This is a genomic window from Asticcacaulis machinosus (genome assembly GCF_028550435.1).
Lineage (GTDB): Bacteria > Pseudomonadota > Alphaproteobacteria > Caulobacterales > Caulobacteraceae > Asticcacaulis > Asticcacaulis machinosus.
On record NZ_JAQQKV010000002.1, the window covers coordinates 336,455 to 360,377 of the forward strand.

Sequence of the window (23,923 nt, forward strand, 5' to 3'; positions counted from 1 at the left end):
GGGAACCCGTTACGCATTTTGCAAAATTGGGGCCAGAAAATGAGGCCATGAGAAAACTTGATAACTCATGGCCCCGCAACCGACTTTAGTACTGTACGCCCAATGTGAACTTAACACTGTTATGGGTGTAGTCCCGGAATGCCGCCAAACCGTCAGATCCGAGCTTGGAGTGCATATATTCGCCCTTAAGGCTCAGACGACGGTTGATCAGATAACGGCCGCCCAGGCTCAGGCTGTCGCGCTTATCGGCACGGTCAAGGCCGCGGTACTCATCGTCAAAATGGAACACACCGCCGGAGATGACAAAGTTCCGAAGCAGTTCATGGTCGACGGTCACACTGAGCTGGGTCGACAGGAAGCCCGATGCCCCAGCATAGGGGGTTTCATTGATGGAGCGACCGGCATTGAAATTCACGGTCGTCAGACGGGTCGGGAACCATTCGACCTGCGCACTGAACGAGGTGCCGCGCGCAGTTGAGTAGGCGAAGTTGTCATAGTCCTGCATCAGGTAGCCGGCCCGGACTTCGCCGCGCAGCAGATCAGTCAGGTCAAAGGCCGCACCAATAGAGATATTATAGCCGTTTGAATTACGATCAGCGGCAGCTAAGGCCTGATCATATTTACGCTCATTATAATCATAAGAGATGAACACTGAGGTATCAGGGCTCAGGGCGTAGTCACCACGTATGGCAAAACGGTTATATTTCACATCGCGGTTGTCCTGATCCTGAATCCCGCTTGGGAAATTGACCAGATCCGTCGTGCGCACATCGGTGTAGTCCAGCGCAGAGACGCTGCCGTCAACACCCAGACGGAAGCGGTTGAAGGTCATCTGCCCGCCCAGGTTAAAGCCGTCACTCTTGACCTCAACCGGCTCAACGATGTTTTCGCTCAACGACGGATCGCCGCGCGATTCGCTGGTGCGGCCCAGATTGATACCCCCATAAATATTGGAGAAGCGCGTGACATCCGCGCGGCCATAGACATTGGCACCCCAGTCTTCGGTGTTCTGGGTATCATTATCGCCGTAGCGGCGGATATTAGTATATACCGATCCCAGCAGTGCATGGCGGCTCCAGCGCGACTGGGCGCGCACTTCCGGCCGGGCCGTCAAGATCATGTCATCTTCTTTTGCGGTATCGCTGAAGAAGACGTTGTCCGTGCGCTCAAGCCCCAGATCGACCTTAGGATAGATGTCAAAACCGCCGGTACGGATGCCCAATGGCTCATAGCCTGGCGGCACCCGGCTGGCGACCGACGAATTTTTGTCCTTTTCCTGTACGAAATAGTCTTGGGCTCCGGCTATACCGGCCGTTGCGCACAGAGCCGGTATCAGGGTGAGCGTGAGGATTTTTTTGGTTTGCATAGTGTCCATGCCAAAGAGTGAAGGCTTTGAAGAAAAAGCCACGATGAGAGGCTAAATGTAAAAACGGTCTGCTATAACAGGCCATATAATATTGAACGCTTAACTAAGTGTTTGTGGCGTCGTCAGAAATACCGCTCGGCCACACGGATAGTGTCGCCCGGCTGGATGGTGAGGCCTGTGGTCAGTTCCACTTCACGCTCCTCAGTCGAGCCGGCACTTTTGATGAAGACTTTCTTCTTGTTTGCGCGGTAGGTAAAGCCCTGAGCCCGCGCCACGGCATTCATGACCGTCAAACCATTTGTATAGGGGTACTCACCGGGCTGGCTGACTTCGCCCAGAATATAGAACGGGCGAAAGGTCAGAACTTCGATGCTGACGCGCGGGTCTTTAAGATAGCCCTCACGCAGCACCCCCGCATACTGATCCTGAAGTTCGGTGACGGTCAGGCCCGCAGCCCGGACTTCGCCAATCAGCGGCAAGGCCACCTTACCTTCACCATTCACCACGAATTCACCACTGAGATCAGGCTCACCGAACACAATCACCCGGATCTTGTCATCCGCGCCCATCCGGTAGCGATAGTTATCCGCGCTGACGGGCGCCGATGTCTCAGTCTGAGCCAGAACAGGTGGCGCCACAGCTAAACCTGACATCGCCAGCGTTATTACCACGGCCCACAGGGATAGTATTTTTGCGAAAACGGTTGCCATTGTTTCTGCTCTTGTCCCTAACGTCTCATAGTTAATTGTGCGGTGCAATATCGATTTTTGACTCAAACCAGAACTAATGATAGTGAAATAATTGCAAAAAGCTGTTAAGTCCAAGCAAAACAAAATCGGCGCATCAAAACGATGCCCAAGTCTTCATTTTTGGCCAAAGGGCTTCATTTTTGACACATCAGGTTACGACCTTGATAATTGAAATGATTAATCAACCCGTTGGGGAATCTCGTTGCGGGACGCCCTGTTAACCAACAATTTTTGGCAAGTTTTTATATTCTGATCGCCATCAGTTGCGCAAACAGCGCAAGCTGGATTTTTTTATGGCATACATTGTGCATTGCGGGACAAATCGTTGACAGTTTGCCCGTGAATTTAAATACTCACTGTGCAGTTTTTGGAGAGTGATCATGTTGATCAATACGCCGTCAGTGGCAAGTATGAAAAACAACGTCTCCGTTGGATTTAAGGTACGTAGTTCTCAGTCGCGTGTGGCCGCCACGAAGCGGGCGAAACTGCGCCGCCTGAATGGGGGTGCCATCCGGTGCCTTGACCTGTTCATCAGCCTGTGTGCGCTTATTTTTCTGGCACCGGCGATCGTGGTGATTGCCCTTATGATCCGGCTTCAGGATGGCGGCCCGGCCCTTTACCGGCAAAAGCGTATCGGTCTGAACGGTCGTGAATTCTATTGTTTCAAATTGCGCAGCATGCACGTCCGGTCAGATGAGATCTTACGTGAAATCCTGTTGAATGATCCGGTGGCGCGCGCCGAATGGGACGCCGAACAAAAGCTGAAGAACGATCCGCGCATTACCGTTTTGGGACGCATCTTACGCAAAACCAGTGTTGATGAATTGCCTCAGTTGCTGAATGTCATCCGCGGTGAAATGAGCCTGGTGGGGCCTCGCCCGATCGTCAGTTCCGAAGTCGTCAAGTACGGCCGTTCCTTTAAGATGTATGTGTCGGTATTGCCCGGCATTACCGGACTGTGGCAGGTTATGGGACGCAATGACGTCAGCTACAACCGCCGGGTGGCGATGGATCGCCTGTTTGCCCGCAAGCATTCATGTGGCATTTATATCATGATCCTGGTTAAAACGCTGCCGGCCGTTCTGCTACAAAAAGGCTCATACTAGGGCCATCTGACCATAATGATTATTAAGACGGCAGGGTACGCCCTGCCGTTTTTTTGTGTGCTGCAAAATAAAAATTCAATAAATTTCGCATTCAAGCTCTAATTGCCAGCAACACGCGTCCGACGCGCCTGCCGTGGCACCCTTCTTGCTGATTTAAACATCAACGGGTCAAACGCGACATTCCGCCGGATTTTAGATGATTTGAAAATCCAGCGAGTTCAGCGGCTTATTGCGTTTCAGACACCCACGTTATACAACCGTGATATGTGTTAACCATTTGGATTAACCCAGTCCCACCTCACGCCGAAGGACGCCCAGATCCGCAATGAAAGTCGCACTTGTACACTACTGGCTTGTTGGGATGCGTGGCGGTGAACGTGTGTTGGAAGCGCTATGCGAACTATACCCGAACGCGGATATTTTCACGCTGGTGGCCGATCCGGCAAAGCTGTCGCCCACCATCCTGCGCCACAAGATATATACGTCATTCCTGCAAAAATTTGGTGGCGTGAAGCACTATAAGGCCATGCTGCCACTGATGCCGTTTGCGGTCGAATCGTTTGATGTGACGGGCTATGATCTGGTCATCTCCAGCGAGGCGGGCCCGGCTAAGGCTATCGTTACGCGACCGGACGCGGTTCATATCTGTTACTGCCATTCCCCCATGCGCTACATCTGGGATCTGTATGATCAGTACCGCTCCACCATGGGCTTCTGGGGCCGGATGATGATGTCGGTAGCCGCGCCCTTCCTGCGAGCCTGGGATGTGACAACCGCGTCGCGCGTGGATCATTTCATCGCCAATTCCAATTATGTGGCCAAGCGCATCGAGAAATTTTATCGCCGTGAAGCGACCGTGGTGAACCCCCCGGTCGATACCTCGCGGTTTGTCCCGCTGGCCAGTAATGCCGATGGCCCCGGCGATTACTATCTGTGCGCCGGTCAGATCACGCCTTACAAAAAGGTTTGTCTGGCGGTCGAGACCTTTACCCGTTCAGGCAAGCCGCTGGTCGTGATAGGTGCTGGCGCCGACAAGAAGCTGAAGGCCGAGGCCGGCCCGAATGTCCGCTTTCTGGATTCGGTCGACGACAAGACGATGGCCCACCATTTCGCCAACTGCCGCGCGCTGGTGTTTCCCGGCGTGGAAGATTTCGGGATCATCCCGCTGGAGGTTATGGCCAGCGGACGCCCGGTCATCGCCTTTGCCAAGGGCGGGGCTCTGGAAACGGTGGTCGACGGTAAGACCGGCATTCTGTTCCATGAGCAAACGCCGGAATCCTTGCAAGCCGCCGTGGATGACATGGAAATCCGCCACGCCAGCTTTGATCCGGCAGTCTTAAGCGCCCATGCCGCCGGTTTTGCCAAGCCCATCTTTATGGAGCGTCTGCGCCGCCATATCGAGGCCTGTCTGAGAGCCGAAAATGAGGGCCATCGCGGGATCGTTGCCGAACTGAGAACCGGCCCGGTCGTGGTCGAAAAGCAGGCCATGCGCGGTTAATACTGGGGCCCATGAAACCTGTACGCGTCACCATCAATGGCAAGTTCATGAGCGCCCACATGACCGGCGTTCAGCGCGTGGCCATGGAAATCGTGCGCGAATTTGACCGGCTGATCAGCGAAAACCCATCTCTGGCCTCATCCGTCACGCTTGAGCTGGTTGCCCCGAAATCTGCTGAGCCTGCGCTTACCACGCTTGGGTTAAAAGCGATAAAGGTGCGCACCGCGGGCCGCTTCGGCGGCAATCTGTGGGAGCAGTTAGAACTGCCGTGGCTCGCCAAAGGGTCACGCCTCCTTAACCTGTGTAATCTGGGGCCAGCCTTAAGCCTGAATGCCGTGACCATGCTGCATGACGCGCAAGTTCACGCCGCCCCGCAGTCCTATAGTGTGCCATTCCGGCTTTGGTACAGATTTATCCAGCCCTGGCTCGGCCATCGCAGCCGTCAGGTTCTGGCCGTCTCTGAATATTCAAAACAGGATCTGATCAAATACGGGGTCGCACCTACCGAAAAGATCACCGTCGCTCACAACGGCGTTGATCATGTGCTTCGCTTAACCGCCGACATGTCGGCACTGGACAACCTTAAAATCATACCGGGCGAATATGTGCTGGCTCTGGCCAATATCCAAAGCCATAAGAACATAAAGGTCTTGCTCACGGCCTTTGCAGACCTGCCTGATCTTAAGCTGGTTCTTTTCGGTCGGGCTGACCGCGCCGCCCTGCAGGGCCTGATTGAGGCACCGCTGACTGACAATATTATACCCGCCGGGCCGGTCAGTGACGAATCTTTGAGCGCGCTCATGTCTCAGGCGCTGTGCATTGCCTTTCCGTCCAGAACCGAAGGGTTTGGCCTGCCGCCACTGGAGGCCATGCTGCTGGGGTGTCCGGCGGTGGCGGCCCCCTGCGGCGCGCTTCCCGAAGTGTGCGGTGACGCCGCGCTCTATGCCGATCCGGACAGCCCCGCCGACTGGGTTGCCCGCATCAGATCGTTAAAAGATGACCCCGCTTTGAGACAGACCTATTCAAATCTGGGGCAGGCCAAAGCCGCTCACTTCACATGGGCGCGAACCGCCCGGCAAATCCTTGAGCTTTTGGCGTCATAAGCCGCTTGAAAAAACATTCCGTTAAGATAAATAACTGGGTTCACAGTTCATACTACCGTTACGGACTGACCACTCCCACTACATCTAAACCCGCCTGGCCTTCGGATGGCATCGCCATTGCAAGCTTATCCTGACAAACGTGCCCCGCTCTGAGGACCAAACGACGTGACGCCTGTTTCTATCCTCTGTCTGCTGATCCTGATCTACGGCCTGACCCGGCCGCCGGGCTTTCTTTTGATTACAGCGCTGATCTATACCAGCTTCGGTGCTCTGGCGCTCATCCCACCGGCCCTGACCGCAGGCGCCAGTATTCTGGCGGCCCCGGTGGCGTTTCTGTTCCTGATCGGCAAGCTGTTGTGGATGCAGAAAACCGCGCAAATCTATACGCGAACCCTGGTGAACCCCAGTCGCGTCGGAATCTTAGGTCTGTTCACCGTGGTGGCGGTGGTAGGGGCTTTTATTCTGCCCAGCCTGTTTGCCGGTGAGATGTATGTCATCCCGATGCGCCTTGCCACCAGCTATTCCTACGCCCTGACGCCGCTCTATCCGACAACGTCCAATATCACCCAGTCGCTGTACCTGATCATCTCTTTCATGATTGTCACCGCTATGGCGACTATGGCGCGTTTACCGGATTTCAAGGAGACGTTTGCCAAAGCGATTTTGTACGCCATGATCGCCGCCATCGCGACCGGCATGATCGACTTTGCCTTCGGCATAGTTGGTAAGACCGACATGCTCAAAATTTTCCGTAACGCCAGCTATGCCATGCTGGTCGATCAGGAAGTCAGCGGCGGCGTGCGCCGCACGGTCGGCCTGATGCCGGAAGCGTCCTCTTATGGCACGCTGGTGATCGCGCTACTGGGGCCGCTTCTGTTCATGCGTCAGCTCTATTCGCCCAAGATGACCAAGTGGGTGGTCATGCCGGCCATTGGTCTGGGCTTTCTGTTTGCGGGCCTGTCTACGTCGTCAACGGCCTATGTCGGTATTATTGCCATCATAGGCCTGCACTTTGCCGACAGCATCCATAAGGCCATTAATGGCGATATGGCCCTGCGCGCCCGTGTGGCCAAGGAGCTGGGCATCATTTCTGTGCTTGGCATTCTGGGCTTCATCGGCCTGATGGCCCTGCCCGCCACCCGTGAGATCATTTTTACTCTGGTCGACGAGATGCTGCTCAATAAGACCCAGTCCCTGTCCTATATCGAGCGGTCGTCATGGAACACCTACGCGCTGCAAAACTTCTGGGATACCAAGGGCTTTGGCGTCGGGGCCGGGTCGGTGCGGACATCGAACTTCTTCGTCAATATCCTCGCGGCCACAGGTTTTATCGGCGCCCTGCTGTTTGCCATCTTCCTGATCCAGCTTATCGCCGCCCGCGCACGTCCTGAGCAAAAAGAACTTAAGATTATCCTGCATGGTGCCAAGCTGTCCGTCCTACCGGTTCTGGTCTGTGCGGCTCTGGTCGGGACGACCCCGGACTACGGGATTTTTGTCGCCTGCCTGTTTGGCGTGATTGTCGGGACAAAATATGTCAGCCCGCCGCGCGTCATAGCCAATGCGCCCCGTCCGCGCGATGAACCCAGCGACATCATCACGCCATAAGCGAGGTAACTACCCCGCCCGGCGACGCAGACGCACACCCGCCAGTGTCGGCGGTGTCGGCCGGTTAAGCACCGCATCCGTGGCGCGGCGGCGCAGGCGTTTCTCGCCCCGCATCTGACTGCGCAGAGACGCAAAGGTCATCGGCGCAATCGCCATGACCACACCCGCCGCATCGGCAATCCAGTCATAAAGGCTGGCGCTGCGGCCGGTAAACATCTGAATGATTTCACTTAAGCCCGCAACGATCAGGCAGGCCAGCCCCACATCCCATTTGCGGACACGCGGAAAGGCCGTAACGGCCAGAAGCGTGAACACAAAGAAGGCCAGGACATGCGCTTCTTTGTCGCTCAATCCCAGTTCCTGCTCACGCCCCTGAAACGGGCCAAACATCAGGACGGACAAGACGACCGCCAACAGGATGACGGCCATGCGAACCAGAATAACGGCTTGGGATTGCCTGCTCATATTACCACCTCTTCTTAGCTCACCCTAAACAGAGCACGCATAAGGCGGCGTTAAATATCATGGTTAATGTATTCATAATTTTATGGCAGCTTTATATTTACCTTCTGTTTATTAATCATTGAAACGATTACTTAAGGCCGATGGGTTACTTTGGGATCATAGATTTTTTGCAGGGATAGAATATGCCTGAACCCAGATTAGCCCCGACGTTTGAAGAGACAGCCGATATACTGACGCTGGATTTCACCAAGCCGTCGCCGTCACGTCCTGCCCACCCGCAAAAGCGCGACCGCAGCCACCTGACGCGCGTTGATGCCGACACGCATCACGCCCATGTCCCGTCACCAGCGAATAAGCTTCAGGCGGATCTGCATGCGCAACTCTCCATGCCGTTTCCTGATCCGTCGCCTGAGACCAAGAAGATCCCGACGGTCTACACGGTCACGGGACTTGTGCTGTTTTGCGGCTCGGCGTGGACGGCTATCATCATGGGATTGGCCAATCTGTTGTAAGCTTACACAGATAGAAAACAACGTTACGCAGTCGCAACATTTTTTCTTGTCTTGCCGCACGCTTTGGCTTTAATGGGGTTAATCAAATCCTAATAAGCCTTATCGTGAGGATCGCGAACATGTCCCTGTCTATGCCCGTTCTGGCGTTGCGTGGTCTTGTGCTCGCGGTATCTATCTGGCTGTTCGTTTTCCTGCTTGGCCCTTATCAAACCTTGCCATTTCAGCTTGGCATGAGTGACAAAGAGGCCCATGTCCTGACATTTTACTGCTTTGCCTCGCTGCTGATGCTGGCGACCAATACATCACGTCGGGGCAGTGTACTGCTGTTTTGCATCACCATCAGCGCCGTGGCCGAAGTGCTTCAGACCAGCACCGGACGCGATGGCAATGTGGCTGACTTTCTGGCCAGCAGTCTGGGGTCGAGCATGGCGGTTCTACCCACCTTGATTGGCGTTATCCGTCAGAAATTCAAGCGCAACATCGCCGACAATAAACATCTGCAGATCCGGCTATAAAGTTTATTAAAACAACTGATGCCGTCGTTTAGGACAGGCTTTCTGTAATCACAGGGGCTACTGCCTCTTCCGGCGTCCAGCGCCGCTCACGGATCGCCACAAGACCATAGAAGAACCCTAAGGCCCAGCCGGTGTGCATCATGAAGGCTGCGGGCCCCGCCAGAAGCCCGCACGCCGATTTACGCTTGGCCATGATCATCAGCGAATAGATCGTCAGCACGAACAGATAGGTCAGAGGCCACAACCCGAACACGCCCGATACCGGCAGCAGGGCCAGCGATGTCAGCAGCAAGATAAGATGCAGCGGCACCGCCATCTGACGCAGGCGAATGGAGCCCGGATGACGGCGCACCGTGCGCGAACGCCCGCAGCCATAGTTAAAATATTGCCGGAACAGCTTGAGCAGGGTGTCGCGCGGGAAATAGTTCAGGCGAATGTCGCTATCCATATAGATGCGGCCGCCACGGGCCCGCAGGCGGTTATCAAATTCACCGTCTTCATTGTGCGAATAGGTCGGATCATAGCCACCGGCGTGCATGAAGCTGGCGACCTTAAAGGCCGCATGATGGCCGTGATCGACAAAGCCTTTGACATGGCCGCCGCGGTGGGCAGCCCCACCGGAACCGAGCGGCGTATCAGAAACCCAGGCCACCGCCTTTTGCAGGCAGCTAAAACCCACCGAATCCATCGGCACGACCACAGAGTCCGCGCCGGTATCATTGAGCGTCGCTAAAAGCCGGGTGATAAAATCGGGCTGATAATCCGAATGGGCATCACAGCGGATCAGCACCCCCTGCGGGTGAGCAAATTCCTGCACACACAGATTGACCCCGGCGCTTTGCAGCTTTGCGGGATTATGGATCAGTTTGACACGGCCATTATCGCCAAACCGCTTACGCACAATGTCAGGTGTGCCGTCGCGTGAGCCGCCATCAGCGACCACCACGACACAGGATTGAAGATCTGCGGAACTATCGAGCAGGTTTTGCACCACCCCTTCGATAACCCCGGCCTCATTGAGAACCGGCACCGCGATAACCACATCATATTTAAGCTTTACCGACATAGGCTTTGATACCCATAAAAAGGCTGCCCCGGAGGATTGCCTGACGCAGGTTATGCGTCAGCGGGGTTACTGCATGTAATAGTCTTTATATTCCTCGTAGTAGAACGCACCTTCGCCGTAAGCATACTTGGCCTGCTTATGGACATCGATCTGGCTCAGGGCCACGCCGCTAAGCGGGGCCTGAGAATCGATCAGAATCTGCAACGCGCTGCGGGCCGCTTCGCGCGGGGTCTTGCGCCAGCGCACCAGCATGGCCACCACATCGGCCTTGCGCGCCAGAACCCGCGTATCCACCACCGGCAGAACCGGTGCCGTATCCAGAATAACAATATCGTACCGGCGGCGCAGACGGTGGATAAGATAGTCCATAACCAGCGAGCCGAAGACGTCCTTGGTCGTGTCCGTATCCTGCGCCAAAGGCAGGAGTTTTACCTTGCCGCCGGGGCCATCGACCACCACGTCATCAATGGTCGCCATACCCGCCAGAACCTCCAGCAGGCCTTGTTCAACCTTATGGCCAATGAATTTATTCAATGACTTACGGCGCAGATCGCAATCGACGACCACCACCGACTGACCGGCCATAGCAATGACCTGCGCCAGGCAGATAGAGGCCGTGGTCTTACCCTCACCCGGCAGGGCCGAGGTGACGGCGATAACCTGTGCGCGCTCACCGCTGCGCCCATAGATCAGGGACGTTTTCAGGCTGCGGAATCCTTCGGCAAACACCGACAATGGCTTTTCAATCAGGTACTGCGACGGATCCATGCGGGCCGCCGCCTTATCAAGCGACGTATTCAGCAGAGGCAAACCCGCCAGATAGGGCTGGGCCAGATGCAGTTCAACCTCACCCGACGTGGTGATGGTGCGATCCAGCGCCCGCCTACTCATCACCACCGTGGTCGCCGCCCCCAGCGCGCCGCAAAAGGCCAGAGCGATGGCCAGCGGAATGCGTGGCTCGCTGGGGGTGGTTGGACGCTTGGCGGTGGCGACAATGCGGGCATCGGCGCGGTTGTTGCCTTCCTGAGACGAGGTTTCCTTGAAGCGTTCCAGATAGGAATTATAAATGGTGCGCGCCGCCATAGCATCGCGCTCCAGCTCATCCAGACGTACCTGCGCGCGGTTGTTACCGGCCAGAGTACCACGGGTTTCATTCACGCTCTGATCCAGTGCCGACCGGCGCTGGCGCTGAACCTGAACCTGCGCCTCAAGGTTTGAGATAATGCGCGAAATTTCATCGCGGATCTGCTTGTCGATATCTTCTTTTTCGCGCTTGGCCTTAAGGATTTCCGGGTGACGTGGCCCATAACGGGACTCTAATTCCGCCACCTTGCGGCTCACTTCGGCACTTTGGGTACGCAGCGAGTGCACCACGCCGGAATTCAGCGCCTCACCGACATCATCACCGGAAGAGCCCGTAGCCAACTGACGGCGGGCGGTCGCCAGACGGGCGGCGGCGGCGGCTTCGTCCAGACGCACGGAGGCCATTTGCGTGTTGAGGTTGGAGATTTCCTGCTCGGTCAGGGTCGCCCCTTGCGAACTCATCAGATTGTTGGCGATTTTATATTGCTGCACGGCGCGTTCGGCCGTTTCGACCTGACTACGCAGTTCGGTCAGGCGCGAATCGAGCCAGTTCGACGCATCGCGGGTGGTGCTCATGCGCGCTTCGCGCTGCTGCACCAGATAAAGCCGCGCCCAGGCGTCGGCAATATTGGTCGCCTTTGCCGGTGACAGGCTGGTAAAGCGGATATTGATGACGCGGGTAGCGCCCTGACGCTTGATGGCGACCTGCTTTAAGATCTTGTTGATGATCACCTGACGACGGGCATCGGTTTCGTCGGCGGTCGCGGCCGTCTTGGCGGGCCCGTCAGAGCCGATAAAGCCGAGAAACTTCTTACGCTCACCGATATAGGGGTTAAACTCAGGGTCCTGCTCAAGCTTAAGATCGGTCATGACCCGTTCAGCCAGCGCGCTGGATTTCAGGATTTCCACTTCGGTATCGATGGTTGCCGTATCGGCCGGCAGGTCGGATACCACCGCTTCGCCCGGCGTCGCATTCACTGAACGCGGATCGATCATAACACTGGCAGAGGCCGTATATTTCGGCGGCTGCGTGACCAATGGCACAAGTATCAGAGCAAAGACCGCAATAAAGATGATGCCAAACAGCAGGATGTACCGGCGAAAATCAGCGATGAAACTTAAGACATCGAACCCCGCATCGTCTACATCACGCGATTCGGTTTGGTTCATCACTTCCGGCATGGGCTAATGCTCTTCTTTAAAAATCTATGTCGTACGCCACATGAGCTGTGCCGATAATATGGCATCGCCATCAGCCCCATGTTCTTTTATTTGGCATCCTTCGGAAACAATACCAAAGGATGCCTTTATTATACATCGACGCCCGACATTACACTCAGGAAATTACGCCCGCGTGTTATATCAGAAATATCGTTCCGCAACCCGGATTGTATCACCCGGCTGAACCGTCAGCGTCGAGGTCAGTTCCACGGCGCGTTCCTGCTCAGTAGTGGCACTTTTGATGAACACTTTCTTCTTGTTCGCGCGGTAGGTAAAGCCCTGCGCCCGCGCCACCGCGTTCATGACGGTCATGCCATTGACGTAAGGATATTCACCCGGCAGGCTGACTTCGCCCAACACATAAAACGGACGGAAAGTCAGTACCTCAATGCTGACGCGCGGGTCTTTAAGATAGCCTTCGCGCAACACAGACGCATATTGTTCCTGAAGCTGCGTTACCGTGAGCCCTGCGGCCTTGACTTCACCAATCAGGGGCAGGGCGACGGTGCCCTGACCATTGACAACAAATTCACCGCTGAGATCAGGCTCGCCAAATACGATAACGCGAATTTTGTCGTCAGCCCCCATGATGTAGCGGTAGGCATCTGCGCTCGCAAGTGCAGCAGACGCGGGCGGCGCACCTTGCGCCTCAGGGGCTGTTTGAGCGCCAGCCACCTGAGCCTGAGCATGGCTGGCCATCCCCAGTGTAATCATGAGTATCGTTACGAATACAGAGAAAATCTTTTGTACGTATGCCTGCACGCTAAGCCTCCTGCCTCAACTCGAAAATCATCCCATTTTCTATTGCGGCGCAAATTTAGATAACGGATACGGATATAAAGTTCCAATAATGATATGTGATTTTCCATCCCTAATAATAAGTAAACGGTAATCACATTCACGGAGCTTTTCCGGTAAGCACACTGTGCAATTAATATGCCATTTTTATGTTATGTGAATAAAATGACGGGTATCGGCGTGCAACCTTACGCAGGTCAGCACACCGGTCGCATAGGCGCCGGTATCTACACCAATCCGCCAGGTCGACAAAAAGGGCTCCGGCGTCGGCGTATGGCCGTGGACGACCGCATAATCACACGCCTTGGGCGACGACAGAAACTCCGCCCGTATCCACAAAAGCGTCATGGCGTCCTGCTCGTCCAGGGCGACGCCCGGCTTGACCCCGGCATGGACAAACACATAGTCGCCGCCGTAAACAATCAGCTTCATCCCGCAAATCGCCTCAAGATGCGCCCGCGGCAGATTGTTACCAAACTGATCACGGGCTTCGATCCAGGCTTCGGCATCACTGCGCAGAGGTGGCGCCTGAACACCATAGTTCATCAGGGTTGTCCCCCCGCCGTGCTGCACCCAGGTCGCCCCGCTTTCGGGATCTTCGAGGAAATTGACTAGAGACATCTCGTGATTACCCATCAGGACTTCGAGATCGCACCAGATTTCGTCCTGAAGCTTGAGGATCATCTCCAGCACCTTATCAGACGCCGGCCCCCGGTCGATGTAATCCCCCAGCAGAACCACCCGCGGTTTTTCCTGATAGGTGAACGAATCCTCACGGATCGTGTCGATCATTTTGGCAAACAGGTCGGCACGGCCATGAATATCGCCAATGGCGTAGGTCAGGCGGTCAACGACCGGCACAGTCTCGTTTTTGCGCGGTGAAAACAGATTTTTTAAAAAAGCTATCATGGATAAACGAAATCAATCCGCCGCACAGGCCAACAGGTCAAATCAAACTGCATCTTAGAGTGCAAACGGAAAAGTGCCAAGACGCCTTTCCCGCCGTTTTGATTTCAATATACAGATCGAGCCTTAACATCCCTGCCCCCTCATGCAACACACGGCGGTTCAGGACAGAAATTGCATCCGAAACAAACCTTATCATGCTCAACTCTATTGACAATCCGGCAGGAAGACGCCAACAGGTCTAAGGATTAAATGCAGGGGTGCGCGGCCCGCCGCGCCTTTGCTGACAACACATTTTTTACTCCGCCGGAGGAAACGCCCTCCTTTTTCCGGGTTTATTCGTTCGGTATTTTTGACATTAGGATTTAGTCATGCGCGTAACCATGATCGGTACAGGATATGTGGGCCTCGTCAGCGGCGCCTGCTTTGCAGATTTCGGCCATATCGTGACCTGCGTCGATAAGGACGCCTCCAAGATTGAACGGCTTCAGGCCGGGGAAATCCCGATCTTTGAGCCGGGCCTCGATAAACTGGTCGAAACCAATGTCCGCGAAGGCCGCCTGTTCTTTGCCGTCGACCCGAAAGAAGCCATCGCCTCGGCCGATGCCGTTTTTATTGCGGTTGGCACCCCGTCACGCCGCGGTGACGGTCATGCTGACCTGTCTTATGTCTACGCCGCCGCCGAAGAAATCGCCGACCTGATGGACGGCTTTACCGTTATCGTCAACAAATCAACGGTTCCGGTCGGCACGGGTGATGAGGTCGAGGCCATTATCAAAAAACGCCGCCCCGACGCCGAATTTGCGGTGGTATCGAACCCGGAATTCCTGCGTGAAGGCGCGGCCATCAGCGACTTCAAGCGCCCCGACCGCGTCGTGGTCGGCACAGAAGATGAGCGTGCCCGCAACGTGATGCGTGAGCTTTACCGCCCGCTGAACCTGAATGAGAGCCCGCTTTTGTTTGTCGGCCGCCGCACCTCGGAACTGATCAAATATGCCGCCAATGCGTTTTTGGCGATGAAGATCACCTTCATCAACGAAATGGCCGATTTGTCCGAGGCGGTCGGTGCTGACGTTCAGGCTGTGGCCCGCGGCATCGGGCTTGATAACCGGATTGGCACCAAGTTCCTGCATGCCGGTCCCGGTTATGGCGGCTCGTGCTTCCCCAAGGATACGCTGGCGCTGGTGAAAACTGCCGCTGATTACGGCACGCCAACCAGACTGATCGAGGCCACAGTGGCGGTCAACGCTTCGCGCAAAAAAGCTATGGCCGAAAAGATCAAAAAAGCTCTGGACGGTGATGTCTCCGGCAAAACCATCGGTATTCTGGGCCTGACCTTTAAGCCTAATACCGATGACATGCGCGATGCGCCGTCTCTGGATATCATACCGGCGCTTCAGGCGGCCGGTGCTAAAATTCAGGCCTATGACCCCGAAGGCCGCCACGAAGCTGAAAAGATGCTTAAGAATGTCGACTACAAGGCCAACCCCTATGAGGCGGTCAGTGGTGCCGATGTCATGGTCATCCTGACCGAGTGGGATCAGTTCCGCGCCCTTGATCTCGACCGCGTCAAATCAGTCATGAAGGCGCCGGTGATTGTCGATCTGCGCAATGTCTATAAAGCCTCTGAGGTTCGCACCAAGGGCTTCGAGTACAGCAGCATCGGTCGCCCGTAAGATCATGAAAAAGCCCGCCTCACCGGCGGGCTTTTTTGTTTCGGGATTCAGCGCTTTTTAGAACTTAAACATACCTTCCAGCGCGCCCGTCTTCACCAGCCCGTCGAAGTAATTGACGGTCTTGGTCAGGCCTACGCGCAACGGCACCTTAGGCTCCCATCCCAGTTTTTCCTGTGCCTGAGTGATGTCGGGTCGGCGCTGCTTGGGGTCATCCTGTGGCAGAGGCATGTGGACGATCTTTGATTTTGAGCCGGTAATGTCGATCACCAGTTGCGCCAGTTCCAGCATGGTAAACTCACCGGGATTGCCGATATTGATCGGGCCGGTGATGTCATCGGGGCTGTTCATCAGGCGCACAAAGCCTTCGATCAGATCATCGGCATAACAGAACGAACGGGTCTGAAGGCCCTCACCGAAGATGGTGATATCGCGCCCCATCAGGGCCTGCACGATAAAGCTTGAGACCACCCGGCCGTCATTGGGGTGCATGCGCGGGCCATAGGTGTTGAAAATCCGCACGACCTTGATGTTCAGGCCATGCTGGCGGCGATAGTCAAAAAACAGGGTTTCGGCGCAGCGCTTACCCTCGTCGTAACAGGAACGCGGGCCGATGGTATTGACATTACCCCAATAGGATTCCGGCTGAGGATGGACACTGGGGTCGCCGTAAACTTCGGAGGTCGAGGCCTGAAAAATCTTGGCTTTCAGACGCTTGGCCAGACCCAGCATATTGACCGAGCCCATGACCGAAGTCTTGATCGTCTGCACCGGATCACGCTGATAGTGGATCGGTGACGCCGGACAGGCCAGATTATAAATCTCATCACATTCGATAAACAAAGGGTGTGTAATATCGTGACGGATCAACTCAAAATTTGGATGGTCACGCAGGTGCTGGATATTGGCATGAGCCCCCGTGTAGAAATTATCGAGGCAGATGACGTGATTGCCTTCGTTCAGCAGCCGCTCACACAGGTGTGAGCCCAAAAAGCCGGCACCGCCGGTCACCAGAATACGTTTAATCAAATGCATAAAAATCTCCGGAAATCATTTAAAATAGTAGGATTGAAGCACCCGCATCCTATGTCTTAACAGGTTACGTGTCCTTTAATAGGGTCTGATCTTCTGCCAGTGGGCCGCCGTGCGGATCAGGGTTTCCAGATCGCTGTATTTCGGTTGCCAGTCGAGCATAGACTTGATCTTGGCGACATCAGCCACCAGCGCCTGCGGATCACCTTCCCGGCGCAGGCCAAAGCTGTGCGGCACGTCTATACCTAAGACTTTTTCGGCCATTTTGATGACCTCCAGCACGGTCAGGCCCTCACCGGTGCCGACGTTGAAAATCTGGCTGTCGCCACCATCCAGCAAACGCTCGATCGCGGCCACATGGGCGGTAGCCAGATCGACGACGTGGATATAATCGCGCACCGGTGTGCCGTCGCGGGTGGCATAGTCGGTGCCAAATACGGTCAGGGGTTTGCCCTTGCCCAACGCCGCCTGACACATCAGCGGGATCAGGTGGGTCTCACACAGGTGGCTTTCGCCGATCTCACCGTCCGGATCCGCGCCGGCGGCATTGAAATAACGCAGGATGGTGTGCTTCAACCCGTGAGCCTGCCCCATCCAGTAGAGCGCCTGCTCGAACGCCAGTTTCGACGCGCCATAAGGGTTGATCGGCAGGGTCGGGTGGGTTTCCGGGATCAGGTCGCTTTGCGGTGTCCCGTAGGTCGCCGCCGTCGATGAAAACACCATCGCCTTAACGCCGCCCTCGATCAGGGCCGAGGTAAAGGCCGTGGCGGCGGCGACATTGTTATCATAATATTTGGCCGGATCGCGCGTGCTTTCGCCGACCAGGCTGAACGCGGCAAAATGGATAGCCGAGGTAATGTCATAGGTCTCAATGGCCTTAAGGATCGCGTCACGGTCGCGCAGATCAGCCTTGATCAACGGCCCCCACTTCACCGCCCCTTCGTGGCCGGTCACCAAACTGTCAAGCGTAACCGGTATATAACCCGACTGGTGCAAGACCTTACAGGTCTGAGCTCCAATATAACCCGCGCCGCCGGCCACCAATACAGCTTTTGACATATATAATCGCTCCGGATATCGTGCGGCCTGATTTTCTTAACCTTAACCGCTTCAATTTAAATAAAATTTACATTCGTGATGCTAAAAAATTACAAAAGGGCCATTGCGGTTCCCGTCATCTGGCTTTAGCCTATTATTTTGCATAAGCGAAATATTTTTGTACCCTATTTCTTTTGTTTTTCTTATTTCGAGAGGTCTCAATTGACCAAATCCCCCCATTCTACCAAATCCAAAGTTCGTAAAGCGGTCCTGCCGGTTGCCGGTCTGGGCACCCGCGTGTTGCCGGGCACCAAGGTTGTCCCGAAAGAATTACTTAACGTCGTTGACCGCCCGATCCTGTCCTATGTCGTGGCCGAAGCCCGTGCCGCCGGGATCGAGCATTTTGTTTTTGTCACCGGTCGCGCCAAGGGTGCGATCGAAGACTATTTCGACCATCAGGTCGAGCTTGAGGCGCAACTGCGCGCCAAGAATAAAACCGCCATTCTGGATGAGCTTCTGGCAGAACTGCCTAAGCCCGGCGAAATGAGCTTTGTGCGTCAGATGCAGCCGCTCGGTCTTGGCCATGCGGTTGCCTGCGCGAAGGACATTATCGGTGATGAGCCGTTCGCCGTCCTGCTGCCGGACATGGTGATGGATGCCGAGGTCTCGGCGCTTAAGCAGGCGATCGATGCCTATGATAGCGTCGGCGGCAATATCATCGTGGTCGAGCAGGTTCCGCACGACCAGACCCATCAGTACGGCGTAGTCGCTCTGGAATCTCAAGACGGACGCCTGAACAAGATGACCGGCATGGTCGAAAAGCCGGCCAAGGGCACGGCCCCGTCCAACCTGATTGTGTCGGGCCGTTATATCCTCCAGCCGGAAATTTTTGAGCATCTGGCGACGCAGGAAAAAGGGGCGGGCGGTGAAATCCAGCTTACCGACTCCATGTTCAAGCTGATGCAGACCCAAAGCTTCCATGCCCTTGAATATGATGGCACCACTTATGACTGCGGTGATAAGATCGGCCTTCTGCGGGCCAATGTCGCCCTGGCTCTGAAACGTGCTGATCTGGGTGACGCGGCCCGCGCCGCCCTTACGCCCTTCTTCAATTAATCCGCGATCACTGACGGACACCCCATGACTCTGAAACCCATGATCCTGAAACCACGCACCGATATCAAAGCCAACACGTTCGAAAACGAAACTCAGGCCTTTGTTAAGACCACAGGCTTTCGCGAATATGACGCGCGCTGGCTGTTTGGCGATGAAATCAACCTTCTGGGCATTCAGGCTCTGGGTCTTGGCCTTGGCACCTATGTGCAGGAACGCGGCGTAAAACCCCGCATCGTCGTCGGTCACGACTACCGTTCCTATTCGATCAATATCAAGAATGCCCTGATCATCGGCCTGCTGCAATCGGGCTGCGAAGTGCTCGATATCGGGTTGTGCTTATCGCCGATTGCGTACTTTGCCCAGTTCGATCTGGATGCGCCGTGCGTGGCTATGGTCACCGCCTCCCACAACGACAACGGCTGGACCGGCGTCAAGATGGGCTGCCAAGCCCCGCTGACTTTCGGGCCGGACGAAATGGGCCGCCTCAAAGAGATCGTCATGGGCGGTCTGGGCGTCGAAAAATCCGGTGGTTCACTGACGCTGGTCGAAGGCGTGCAGGAACGCTATCTGGCCGACGTGGTGGCCAAGACCAAGATCACCCGTCCGCTTAAGGTCATCTGCGCCTGCGGTAACGGCACGGCCGGGGCCTTCGCCCCGCAAGCCCTGCGCGCTATGGGTGTTGAGGTGATCGAGATGGATTGCGACCTCGATAACACCTTCCCGAAATATAATCCGAACCCGGAAGACCACGAAATGCTGGTCGAAATGTCCAAAGCCGTCAAAGAATACGGCGCCGATCTGGCGCTCGGTTTCGATGGTGATGGTGACCGCTGCGGCGTGGTCGATAATACCGGTGAGGAAATCTTCGCCGATAAGATTGGCCTGATGCTGGCCCGTGACCTGAGCGAAATCTATAAGGACGCCACCTTCATCGTCGATGTCAAATCGACCGGCCTTTACAAGACCGATGAAGTGCTTAAGAAAAACGGCGCCACCACCGTCTACTGGAAAACCGGCCACTCCTATATCAAGCGTAAGACGGCTGAACTGAACGCGCTGGCCGGCTTTGAAAAGTCGGGCCACTTCTTCCTGGCCGGTGATATCGGTCGTGGTTACGACGATGGTCTGGTTGCCGCCGCCGCTGTTCTGGCCATGATGGAGCGTAATCCGGGCAAGTCGCTATCTGAACTGAAATCTGCCCTGCCGCAGGCCTTTACCTCGCTGACCATGTCGCCGCACTGCGCCGACGAACTGAAGTATCAGGTGCTGGAACGCATCGTTCAGGAATATGTCGATCTGCACGCCAAGGGGGGTGAAATCCTCGGTCGCAAGATCCTTGAGGTCATCACGGTCAATGGCGCGCGTGTTCACCTTGACGACGGCTCATGGGTGCTGGTGCGCGCCTCAAGCAACAAGCCGGAGCTGGTGGTTGTGGTCGAATCCTTGCGCTCCGAAGACGACATGCGCGATCTGTTCCGTAAGGAAATCAAGCCCCGTCTGGCGAATTATTCCGAGATCGGTAAGTTCAACCAGGAGATTTAATCTCTTAAGCTTAAATCCTCTTGGCGGGCGCTCACACCCGCCATACTATAACAATAACACAGACCAAACTGGGGTTGAGGTACATGACGTTAAAAATTCTGCCGGTCATCATGTCGGGCGGCTCAGGTACACGCCTGTGGCCGATGTCGACCCCTGAAAAGCCCAAGCAGTTCCATGCTCTCGGCACCGAAAATACCATGATTCAGGAAACCGCCTTGCGTTTGTCGGGTGATAACTTCCTGAAACCGATGGTCATTTGCGGCAAATCCCACCGTCCCGTAGCCCTTGACCAATTGACCGAGGCCGGACGCAGTCCGCAGGCGATCATCGTTGAGCCGATGGCCCGCAATACGGCGGCTGTGGCGGCTGTGGCAGCGCTGGCCGCGTTAGAGACCGATCCGGACGCCCTGGTGCTGATGGCGCCCGCCGATCACGTCATTACCCGCCCTCTGGCTTTCCGTCAGGTCGTTCTGGCCTCCGCCGAAGTGGCGAAGGAGCGGATCGTCACCTTTGGTATCCGTCCCTTGGGCCCCGAAACCGGCTATGGCTATATTCAGCGCGGCGACGCTCTGGGGGATAATATTTTTGCCGTCCGCCGCTTCCTTGAGAAACCCAATCTGGAAACGGCCAGAACTTACCTTGAGGACGGCAGCTATGACTGGAACGCCGGTATCTTCCTGTTCTCGCCGCAGGTGATGATCGAAGAACTGCGCACCTATGCGCCTGAGGTTCTGTCGGCGTCTGAGGCGGCCTTTGCCAAGGCCCACCGCCATGCCGAGACGATTGAACTCGAATCCGAAGCCTTTTCCCTGTGCCCGTCGATTTCCATCGACTATGCGGTCATGGAAAACACCGAAAAGGCCGCCGTCGCCCCCTGTCACATTGGCTGGGCCGATGTCGGGGGTTTCAGCGAACTATGGCGTCTGGGTGCCAAGGACGAAAACGGTAACCACAGCACAGGGCCGAAGATTCTGATCGATGCCGAAAACTGTCTGATCCGTGCCGAAGGCCCGCCGGTCGCCATTATCGGCCTGCGCGACACTATGGTTATCTCGACCCCCGCCGGTGTTTTGGTGGCGCCGCTGTCACTGGCGCAGGAGGTCAAAAAGGCCGCCGAAGCCGCCAAAAATCTGCCGCCACAAGCCTGATTGAGCCCCACATGTCCGCCTTGACCGACACCCAAAACCGCCTGAAATCCTGGTTGTTCGACCATGCCCTGCCCATGTGGTGGGACGTGGGTGGCGATACCGAAAAAGGCGGCTTTTATGAAAAGCTGGGACTGGACGCAAAGCCGGTTGATGATTCGCGCCGCACCCGCGTCGCCGCCCGTCAGGTCTATTCCTACGCTCTGGCCCAGCGCATGGGCTATGCGGGTGAGACCAATGCCGCCATAGATCAGGGGCTTAAGTGGTTGTCGGGGCCTGCCCGCACGCCGGAAGGTTTGCTCTATGCCGTACTGGCGCCGGATGGCAGCGTCATCAAGGGCGAGTTTGATTTCTACGATCATGCCTTTGCGCTTTTGGCCTATGCCTCGGCGTTTAAGGTGCGCCCAAACGATAAGTCACTTGAGGCCGCCGGTGTCGCCATTCGCGACCATTTGCTGACACACTATAAGCATCCGGTGCGCGGCTTTGAAGAAGCCAATCCGCGCACCCTGCCGCTCAAGACCAACCCGCACATGCACATGTTCGAGGCCTGTCTGGCATGGATCGAGGCGGGTGGCGATCACAAATGGCATGAGGTTGCCGCAGAGATTTCGGCCCTGTGTCTCGATAAATTCCTGCATCCGCAAAATGGCTCCTTGCGCGAATATTTCGACGGCGACTGGAACCCGCTTGAGGGCGAGATGGGCCGCATCATTGAACCCGGCCACCAGTTTGAATGGGCCTGGCTTCTGATCCGCTGGGCCGGAATTACCGGTGATGACCGCTTTGTCGCCCCCGCCAAACGGCTGATTGAGATTGCCGAAGATCACGGCACTGACCATGATCGCAACGTGACCATTTTTGAGCTGTGGGACGATTTCTCGCCCAAGGACCAAAAGGCCCGTCTGTGGGCGCAGACCGAGCGCATGAAAGCCTATGTCGCCCTTTATAGCGTAGCCGAAACCAATGAGGATAAAGCGTTTGCGGTCGGTAAGGCCGTGACGGCCGCCAAGGGGTTGGAGCTTTATCTAAATACCGATATTGCCGGTCTTTATCTGGATAAGATGAACCCGGACGGATCGTTTGTCGATGAACCGGCCCCGGCGTCGAGCCTGTATCATATCATCTGCGCCATCGACGAACTGCACCTGCTGGCGGATTAGTTGTCATTTTTAGTCCCTCGCCGGGCGGTGGCTCCGCCACCTTGGCCGCCGCCTCAGTGGCGGCTTGAGCGGAAATCGCTCCGCTCTAATCCACTCTGAACCAGCGGCTGAACAGACCCCGTTTAGGTTCAGGTGCATTTCTAAAGATCGCCGCCGGTTTCGAGGTCGCCCTGATTCCGCCCTCGCCGTTGATAAGGCGATCGCCCCACGGTGTCAGGTGACGGGCATTAAACTTTACCACCATATCCAGATTGCGCGCCTTTGGGCCATTGCCCGACCATGACCAGCCCAGATAACCGATGCCGTGCGCATTGGTCACGTCAAAGATCGTGGCTTCGTCGACCGGCTCGCCCTCGTGGTCGGGGCCAAATTCTCCGACTATCAGAGCCAGCCCCTGCGACCGGAACCCGTCGAGATAGGCCCTGACAACCTCAGGCCGATCATAGACCTGATACATGTGGACACTGAACATCGTATTTTTCAGCGGGTCGGATTCAAACACCTCCCCCGCCCGCTGCAGCATGGTTTTTGATGCGTCCTGCCCCCAGTTCGGGCCGTCGACCATGATGACGTTTTTTAAGCCCGCCGCCCGCAGACGGACAATGGCGGCCTTATGTTCATCCACCCAATAGCTGTCGGCCACGCCGTTACCCGACGGCTCATTGGCGATATTGAGGATGACATAGTCCTCCTGCCCGATCAGCGCATCTTTGATGCCGATCCAGTAGTCCGTGGCCTGAGCAATGGTGGCGGCATCCTTGGGCGCGCCCTCTCCGGTTTGCCCGTAACCAGTGGTGTCATGAACCTCCAGCACGCAGATCAGACCGGCGGCCTTTGACTGTGTAATCAGACGGCGCACTGACCGCTCGGACGTCCGGTTCCAGCGCACCCCGTTGCCCAGCACGATCCGCACTGTATTGGCGCCGGTCGCGGCGATATCTTTCAACGCCTGGTTAGTCCGGTTCGGGGCCCACAGATGGGCGTGATTGATGCCGCGCATGACAAACGGCGCCCCTGAAGATTCCACCACCTGCCCATCACGGACGGACATATCAGCGTGAGCGGGCACGGCCAGAACTGCGGCCATCACGAAAGCCGTCACAAAGGATTTCAGTGTTGTTTTCATGACGGCACTGTCCACGCAGTTATTTAATAAATCAAAAATATTTATTCATGATCGTGTCTTTAGGCCTGAAATACTCTCTTTGCTCAGGCGTGAAT

General features: G+C 55.9%; 21 protein-coding genes. 11 read left to right on the forward strand and 10 right to left on the reverse strand.

Annotation, left to right across the window (positions count from 1 at the left end; all coding sequences use genetic code 11):
• Window positions 1-85: 85 nt before the first annotated feature.
• A complete protein-coding gene (locus PQU98_RS09975; protein ID WP_272744795.1) occupies window positions 86-1,366 on the reverse strand; it encodes an outer membrane beta-barrel protein in 1,281 nt (426 codons plus the stop codon).
• A gap of 122 nt (window positions 1,367-1,488) precedes the next feature.
• On the reverse strand, window positions 1,489-2,076 hold the full coding sequence (locus PQU98_RS09980; RefSeq protein ID WP_272744796.1) for a polysaccharide biosynthesis/export family protein: 588 nt from the start codon (window positions 2,074-2,076) through the stop codon (window positions 1,489-1,491).
• Window positions 2,077-2,495: 419 nt separating this feature from the next.
• Here PQU98_RS09980 and PQU98_RS09985 point away from each other — a divergent pair, with 419 nt between their 5' ends.
• The 4 genes from PQU98_RS09985 (at window position 2,496) to PQU98_RS10000 (ending at window position 7,427) form a co-directional block, all read left to right on the forward strand.
• A complete protein-coding gene (locus PQU98_RS09985; protein ID WP_272744797.1) occupies window positions 2,496-3,221 on the forward strand; it encodes a sugar transferase in 726 nt (241 codons plus the stop codon).
• A gap of 325 nt (window positions 3,222-3,546) precedes the next feature.
• The gene (locus PQU98_RS09990) at window positions 3,547-4,719 is read left to right on the forward strand and encodes a glycosyltransferase (RefSeq protein ID WP_272744798.1); all 1,173 of its coding nucleotides are present in this window, start codon (window positions 3,547-3,549) and stop codon (window positions 4,717-4,719) included.
• An 11-nt stretch (window positions 4,720-4,730) separates the two neighbouring features.
• On the forward strand, window positions 4,731-5,822 hold the full coding sequence (locus tag PQU98_RS09995; protein ID WP_272744799.1) for a glycosyltransferase family 4 protein: 1,092 nt from the start codon (window positions 4,731-4,733) through the stop codon (window positions 5,820-5,822).
• 165 nt (window positions 5,823-5,987) lie between these two features.
• On the forward strand, window positions 5,988-7,427 hold the full coding sequence (locus PQU98_RS10000; RefSeq protein WP_272744800.1) for a hypothetical protein: 1,440 nt from the start codon (window positions 5,988-5,990) through the stop codon (window positions 7,425-7,427).
• A gap of 9 nt (window positions 7,428-7,436) precedes the next feature.
• Here the strand turns inward: PQU98_RS10000 and PQU98_RS10005 are convergent, their stop codons facing one another.
• Window positions 7,437-7,892, reverse strand: a complete 456-nt coding sequence (locus tag PQU98_RS10005) for a VanZ family protein (RefSeq protein WP_272744801.1) — start codon at window positions 7,890-7,892, stop codon at window positions 7,437-7,439.
• A gap of 182 nt (window positions 7,893-8,074) precedes the next feature.
• Between PQU98_RS10005 and PQU98_RS10010 the strand changes: the two genes are divergently transcribed.
• A complete protein-coding gene (locus PQU98_RS10010) occupies window positions 8,075-8,404 on the forward strand; it encodes a hypothetical protein (RefSeq protein ID WP_272744802.1) in 330 nt (109 codons plus the stop codon).
• Window positions 8,405-8,523: 119 nt separating this feature from the next.
• Complete coding sequence (locus PQU98_RS10015) at window positions 8,524-8,919, forward strand: VanZ family protein (RefSeq protein WP_272744803.1); 396 nt, start codon at window positions 8,524-8,526, stop codon at window positions 8,917-8,919.
• Window positions 8,920-8,947: 28 nt separating this feature from the next.
• Here PQU98_RS10015 and PQU98_RS10020 read toward each other — a convergent pair whose 3' ends face one another.
• From PQU98_RS10020 to PQU98_RS10035, 4 genes are all read right to left on the reverse strand, one after another.
• Window positions 8,948-9,985 carry a glycosyltransferase family 2 protein gene (locus PQU98_RS10020; protein ID WP_272744804.1) on the reverse strand — a complete coding sequence of 346 codons (1,038 nt, stop codon included), beginning with the start codon at window positions 9,983-9,985 and terminating at the stop codon, window positions 8,948-8,950.
• Window positions 9,986-10,051: 66 nt separating this feature from the next.
• The gene (locus tag PQU98_RS10025; protein ID WP_272744805.1) at window positions 10,052-12,238 is read right to left on the reverse strand and encodes a GumC family protein; all 2,187 of its coding nucleotides are present in this window, start codon (window positions 12,236-12,238) and stop codon (window positions 10,052-10,054) included.
• Between the two features lie 192 nt (window positions 12,239-12,430).
• Complete coding sequence (locus tag PQU98_RS10030; RefSeq protein WP_272744806.1) at window positions 12,431-13,051, reverse strand: polysaccharide biosynthesis/export family protein; 621 nt, start codon at window positions 13,049-13,051, stop codon at window positions 12,431-12,433.
• Window positions 13,052-13,234: 183 nt separating this feature from the next.
• Window positions 13,235-13,996, reverse strand: coding sequence for a metallophosphoesterase family protein (locus PQU98_RS10035; RefSeq protein WP_272744807.1), 762 nt, complete (start codon window positions 13,994-13,996; stop codon window positions 13,235-13,237).
• Window positions 13,997-14,364: 368 nt separating this feature from the next.
• On the opposite strand from PQU98_RS10035, the gene PQU98_RS10040 reads away from it, so the two are divergent.
• Window positions 14,365-15,669, forward strand: coding sequence for a UDP-glucose dehydrogenase family protein (locus tag PQU98_RS10040; RefSeq protein WP_272744808.1), 1,305 nt, complete (start codon window positions 14,365-14,367; stop codon window positions 15,667-15,669).
• A 57-nt stretch (window positions 15,670-15,726) separates the two neighbouring features.
• Here the strand turns inward: PQU98_RS10040 and PQU98_RS10045 are convergent, their stop codons facing one another.
• Together PQU98_RS10045 and galE are read right to left on the reverse strand one after the other, a co-directional pair.
• A complete protein-coding gene (locus PQU98_RS10045) occupies window positions 15,727-16,701 on the reverse strand; it encodes a UDP-glucuronic acid decarboxylase family protein (protein ID WP_272744809.1) in 975 nt (324 codons plus the stop codon).
• Between the two features lie 75 nt (window positions 16,702-16,776).
• Entirely contained in the window at window positions 16,777-17,757 is a 981-nt protein-coding gene (gene galE, locus PQU98_RS10050) for a UDP-glucose 4-epimerase GalE (RefSeq protein ID WP_272744810.1), read from the reverse strand.
• 201 nt (window positions 17,758-17,958) lie between these two features.
• On the opposite strand from galE, the gene PQU98_RS10055 reads away from it, so the two are divergent.
• From PQU98_RS10055 to PQU98_RS10070, 4 genes are all read left to right on the forward strand, one after another.
• Window positions 17,959-18,852 carry a UTP--glucose-1-phosphate uridylyltransferase gene (locus tag PQU98_RS10055; protein ID WP_272744811.1) on the forward strand — a complete coding sequence of 298 codons (894 nt, stop codon included), beginning with the start codon at window positions 17,959-17,961 and terminating at the stop codon, window positions 18,850-18,852.
• Window positions 18,853-18,891: 39 nt separating this feature from the next.
• Window positions 18,892-20,394, forward strand: coding sequence for a phosphomannomutase/phosphoglucomutase (locus PQU98_RS10060; protein ID WP_272745490.1), 1,503 nt, complete (start codon window positions 18,892-18,894; stop codon window positions 20,392-20,394).
• 83 nt (window positions 20,395-20,477) lie between these two features.
• Entirely contained in the window at window positions 20,478-21,542 is a 1,065-nt protein-coding gene (locus PQU98_RS10065) for a mannose-1-phosphate guanylyltransferase/mannose-6-phosphate isomerase (protein ID WP_272744812.1), read from the forward strand.
• 11 nt (window positions 21,543-21,553) lie between these two features.
• On the forward strand, window positions 21,554-22,702 hold the full coding sequence (locus PQU98_RS10070) for an AGE family epimerase/isomerase (RefSeq protein ID WP_272744813.1): 1,149 nt from the start codon (window positions 21,554-21,556) through the stop codon (window positions 22,700-22,702).
• An 85-nt stretch (window positions 22,703-22,787) separates the two neighbouring features.
• Here the strand turns inward: PQU98_RS10070 and PQU98_RS10075 are convergent, their stop codons facing one another.
• Window positions 22,788-23,828 carry a glycoside hydrolase family 5 protein gene (locus tag PQU98_RS10075; protein ID WP_272744814.1) on the reverse strand — a complete coding sequence of 347 codons (1,041 nt, stop codon included), beginning with the start codon at window positions 23,826-23,828 and terminating at the stop codon, window positions 22,788-22,790.
• Window positions 23,829-23,923: the final 95 nt, after the last annotated feature.